This is a genomic window from Limisphaera ngatamarikiensis (genome assembly GCF_011044775.1).
GTDB classification, from domain to species: Bacteria; Verrucomicrobiota; Verrucomicrobiia; order Limisphaerales; family Limisphaeraceae; genus Limisphaera; species Limisphaera ngatamarikiensis.
Genome location: NZ_JAAKYA010000041.1, coordinates 3,968 through 8,338, shown reverse-complemented (window position 1 = coordinate 8,338; position 4,371 = coordinate 3,968). Strand labels below are relative to the sequence as shown.

Below are 4,371 nucleotides of genomic sequence, written 5' to 3'. Positions count from 1 at the left end.
GCGGTACGTCTGGACCAACAGCACGTGGCAGGTGGTGGAGGATCTGAAGCTGGTGAGTGATCCTGTGTGGTTTGGGCGGCACATTGCGGAGCTGAACGGGACGAACGGTGCACTGGTGCGGTCGTACGTGTGGGGATTGGACGTTTCGGAAACCCTGGACGGAGCGGGTGGAGTGGGCGGGTTGTTGTGGGTGCGCCTGAACACCGGCCCTGCTTTAGGTGTGCACTTTGTGACGTATGACGGCAACGGGAACGTCTGGAACCTGGTCTCGGCGAGCACCGGTACCGAAACTGCCCGGTACGAGTATGGCCCGTTTGGGGAGCCTTTGCGGCTGACGGGCGCTGCGGCGGGGTTGAATCCGTCCCGGTTCAGCACGAAGCGGACGGAGGACGGCACGGGCCTGGTGCTGTACGAATATCGCGCCTACAGTCCCGCCCTGGGAAGGTGGTTGACCAGGGATCCAGTCGGGGAGGTTGGATTTGAAGGTAAACAGTATGTCACCTTCACGAAAGAAGACGTGCAATACCTTAACACGCTCGATCCGGAGGACGACTTGGATGCGGTGGAGACAGCCCAACACAACATTGTCTACGCCGTGATTAACGTGGCTTATCTAATGGTTAACAATGACCCCGTCGGCAAAACCGATCTTTACGGCTTGGTCTGCAATGTAGTCGTTAATCGCACGAAGGCGATAAGCAGCTGCGGCATTAACGCTGGTCACGAGTGGATTGTTTACGATGGCAAGTCGGTGGGGTTCTGGCCCAATCGCGGTTATGTCGTGTTAAGACCAGACCCGGCGGCGGAAGCAGGTGTTCCGATCTACTGGCAGTGGGAAACCGAACAAAAGAAAACCGGCAAGATCAAATGGGGGCCTGCCGCAGGCAAGCCATGCGCCTGTGCGACGTGTGCTGACATTCTGGCGAGCATTGACGCTGCTCCACATCCTGGTTGGCACTCGTTTCCGATTCGAAACAACTGTCGCCGGTTTGCAACATGGGTGCTCGACGGAAGCTGTTTGAAGAAGGGCAAGAAAACATCCTTCACACCATGAACATTTCAAAGTGCATGTTTTCGGCAATGTGGGTGGCTGTGCTAACAACCGGCTGCCTAAGCGGATCGGCCGGCAAGCCCGGAATCGTGCCACTTAGTGATCTATCTACGAATCCGATTGTGTGGATTGACTGGCCGGAAATGACGCTTTACATCCCGCCCAGCAACGCGGCGTCGGTTGGTTCGGTGGTGCCCAAGTTAAGAGTGGAAGGTGAAAGCATAATTATCGAGGCCAAATATGACATGAGAACGAAGCCAGCGGTGACTACTTTCAATCTCAATGAACTGGGGATGCCGAAAGAGAAAGCATCATCTGCAAAAGTATTCTGGATGAATCCAGACGGAACGAAGCACGAGCTTGAGATTAAGGCAAAGAAGGTAGGCTGCGGATAACCCAACCTCGTCGTGTGTCTAGTACAAGAACTGTGAAGGGATCCAGCAGCGCCCAGGCCGTAGCCCACTTGTCCGCCTGCTTGAGAGACGCGCCAGCAGGCGCCTGCCGGATGGCATTGAACGCTTTCCATACGCCAGAGCTGCTCCAGCACAGGCCGTTTGTGGTGCGCCTGCGAATGATTATCCGCTTGTGCACGATGTTCACAATTACGCTGCGAACGACGTCAACCAACACACCAATCAGAGCGCACGTGGGTATGCGGAGATGATGATCATGCAGCAGCAATGAATATGGTGCGACTGAATTGTATTACTGCGTACTGCAACAATGAGTACTTTAGGCCAGCGCCAGTGGTGGGCAACGGAACGAGCGCTGTCCGGCAGGGGGGGGTAACAGTGAGCAGTGTGTGACGAATGTGACAGGGACCGTATGGGCATAACAACAGATGCGCCTTAAACCTTGTAGCGTCGGGTCTAATGGGCCTGTGATCCAATGGGGAGTATGATGTGTCAGACGCTTTTGCTGCACGCCAACGGCACGTGGGTGCCTGCAGAGCACCTGAAGATTGTGTAGGGTGGTCGGTGCTGCATTGAAAACAGGAATGCGATGAACGACGCACTCCTCCGCAGCTACATGCGGGGCCTTGAAGGTTGCGGCACGCTGGACGAAGCGAGCCGTGTGGGCCGTTCGTTATGGGTGCGGTTGAGCGGTGGGCCTGCTGCGGCAGTGCACTTTGTGACGTACGACGGCAACGGGAACGTGTGGAATCTGGTCTCGGCGAGCACCGGTACCGAGACTGCGCGGTACGAGTATGGGCCGTTTGGGGAGCCCTTGCGGCTGACGGGCGCCGCGGCAGGTTCGAATCCGTTCCGGTTCAGCACGAAGCGGACGGAGGACGCGACGGGCCTGGTGCTGTACGAATACCGTGCCTACAGCCCCGCCATGGGAAGGTGGTTGAGTAGGGATCCTATCGTCGAGAGGGGAGGGAGGAACCTTTACGCCTTTGTCGAAAATAGTGCACAAAGCAGGATCGACCCGTCGGGCTTGCAGAGCGTCACATGTTGCGCCACTGCATGTGATGTACAAGACGCCACGGAGATTACCGGTGCTGTGAGCGTTCTTATTCCGGGCAACGATGACCTCGGTAACGCCGACGAGGTTAAGGAGATGGAGAAGATAATCAAAAAGATGATCAAGGCTGCGTGTCGAAGGAGGCCGTATATGAGAGCCGCATATCCGGTCCTAGAGACAGCAGTCGTGGTCGCCGAAAAGCTTCAGGAGCACACCCACGGCGTGAAATTGTATACAAAGCTCGTTTATCGCGTCTGCACGGAGAAACATTGTGGCGGGTTGGGAGAAATTATCCGAAAAAAGTTGGGCAAATGCAGTGCCTTTCATTGGGTTACTTTCGTTTCCGAGGAAAGGCTATGCAAGCCGACTCCAGCGGAACAGCATTGGAGCAAGGAGGAGGCTTTCCATAGTTCGGAAACTGCCAGAGCTGCGGAGTCGCGGTGTATAAAGGAGCATGAAGAGGATCTGCTCAGGAGTCTCCAATAGATCCGTGCATCCCGGTTGGCAAGTCGCGGCCCTCGTTGCACTTCTTTGCTTCGTGGTAGCTGGTGTGGTGCCTCTATGGAAACCAGTAAGGACACGCGTATTTTACCGCTACTGTAACAACAAGCTTAATGGCGCGCTCGAGGCGTATTACCAAAGGCCATTTAATGACGTGACAAATATATTGGCTGAGTGTATCAGGTTCGTTAGGGCTTATGAAAAGCCTCTTTCTCGTTTTTTTGATGTAAATGCTGTACTGTTCGACAAACACATAAAATACGCCTACATGCTCCTTCACTCGGGAGGCGAAGACGCTGCCCTTTACCACTTGAATGAGGCGTACAAGTATCATGCCCGAAGCAGGGCCCGGAGCGGAGGAATGCCCGTCCCGAGGTCAGACTTTGTGGACTTCGTTATTCGTGGCATCGAGTGGGTAGACGGGCATTATAATGTTGCCTGGAAGTCTGAGGTTGTTCTATGCAGCAACATTGTCAGCAGGGTAACAGCACGGTTTGCTACGGAGGAGTGATTCTCGGGATCGGAGCGCGCGTCGAGCAAGGGTGGGAGGTATGTCGAGGGCAGGCTCACGCCCTCTCGAACGTGGGATCCATCATGCTTAACTGTTGAGCCAGCAGTTTGAGTATCAGAATTATGCGATAGGGAACCGGACGGTTGGGGGCTGGGGTGGGGATGAGCTGGGTTGGAGTCTGCGGTGGAGCAGCAACACGGTCAACCGGCTGAACCAGTACACGGGTCGGACGGTGCCGGGGGTGGTGGGGTGTCGGGGGAGGCGGTCGAGGGAGCGACGGTGACGTTGTGGTGGGGGACGAACGACTGGGCCCCGGTGATCCGGCAGGGTCGGTACTGGTATGGGGAGGTGTGGGTGAACAATGCGACGGGTGCGGTGGGGGTGGTGGTGACGAACCTGGGGGTGGTGCGGGGGAATCCGGACCGGCTGCAGGGGGAGGTGCGGACGGCGGTGGTGGTGCAGACGCCGGAGCTGATGAACTACGACCTGGACGGGAATCTTGTCCGGGACGGTCGGTGGGTGTACAGTTGGGATGCTGAGAACCGGCTGGTGCGCGTGATGAGCTGGGGCAGTGTGGATCGGCGTCGGGTGGACTGGACGTACGATGCGATGGGGCGTCGGGTACGGCAGGTGCGGTACGTCTGGACCAATGGCACGTGGCAGGTGGTGGAGGATCTGAAGCTGGTGAGTGATCCCGTGTGGTTTGGGCGGCACATTGCGGAGCTGAACGGGACGAACGGCGCGCTGGTGCGTTCGTACGTGTGGGGATTGGATCTTTCGGAAAGCCTGGACGGTGCGGGAGGTGTGGGCGGGTTGTTGTGGGTGCGGTTGAGCGGTGGGG

The 4,371-nt window shown here is 57.0% G+C and carries 5 protein-coding genes and 1 pseudogene; all 6 read left to right on the top strand.

Going from position 1 to position 4,371, the window contains the following annotated elements:
* Positions 1-1,054, top strand: a 1,054-nt coding sequence (locus G4L39_RS05905; protein WP_165106668.1) for an RHS repeat-associated core domain-containing protein, incomplete at its 5' end; no start/stop codon positions are given.
* Positions 1,051-1,446: a hypothetical protein gene (locus G4L39_RS05900; RefSeq protein ID WP_165106667.1), complete on the top strand. Its 396-nt coding sequence runs from the start codon at positions 1,051-1,053 to the stop codon at positions 1,444-1,446. The genes G4L39_RS05905 and G4L39_RS05900, both read left to right, overlap by 4 nt.
* 607 nt (positions 1,447-2,053) lie before the next feature.
* A complete protein-coding gene (locus G4L39_RS05895; protein WP_165106665.1) occupies positions 2,054-3,004 on the top strand; it encodes an RHS repeat domain-containing protein in 951 nt (316 codons plus the stop codon).
* The gene (locus G4L39_RS05890) at positions 2,973-3,530 is read left to right on the top strand and encodes a hypothetical protein (RefSeq protein ID WP_165106663.1); all 558 of its coding nucleotides are present in this window, start codon (positions 2,973-2,975) and stop codon (positions 3,528-3,530) included. Before G4L39_RS05895 ends, G4L39_RS05890 begins: the two co-directional genes overlap by 32 nt.
* 94 nt (positions 3,531-3,624) lie before the next feature.
* A complete protein-coding gene (locus tag G4L39_RS05885) occupies positions 3,625-3,813 on the top strand; it encodes a hypothetical protein (RefSeq protein ID WP_165106662.1) in 189 nt (62 codons plus the stop codon).
* A pseudogene (locus G4L39_RS14620) lies at positions 3,810-4,371 on the top strand (hypothetical protein); the annotation flags it as partial. The gene G4L39_RS05885 and the pseudogene G4L39_RS14620, both read left to right, overlap by 4 nt.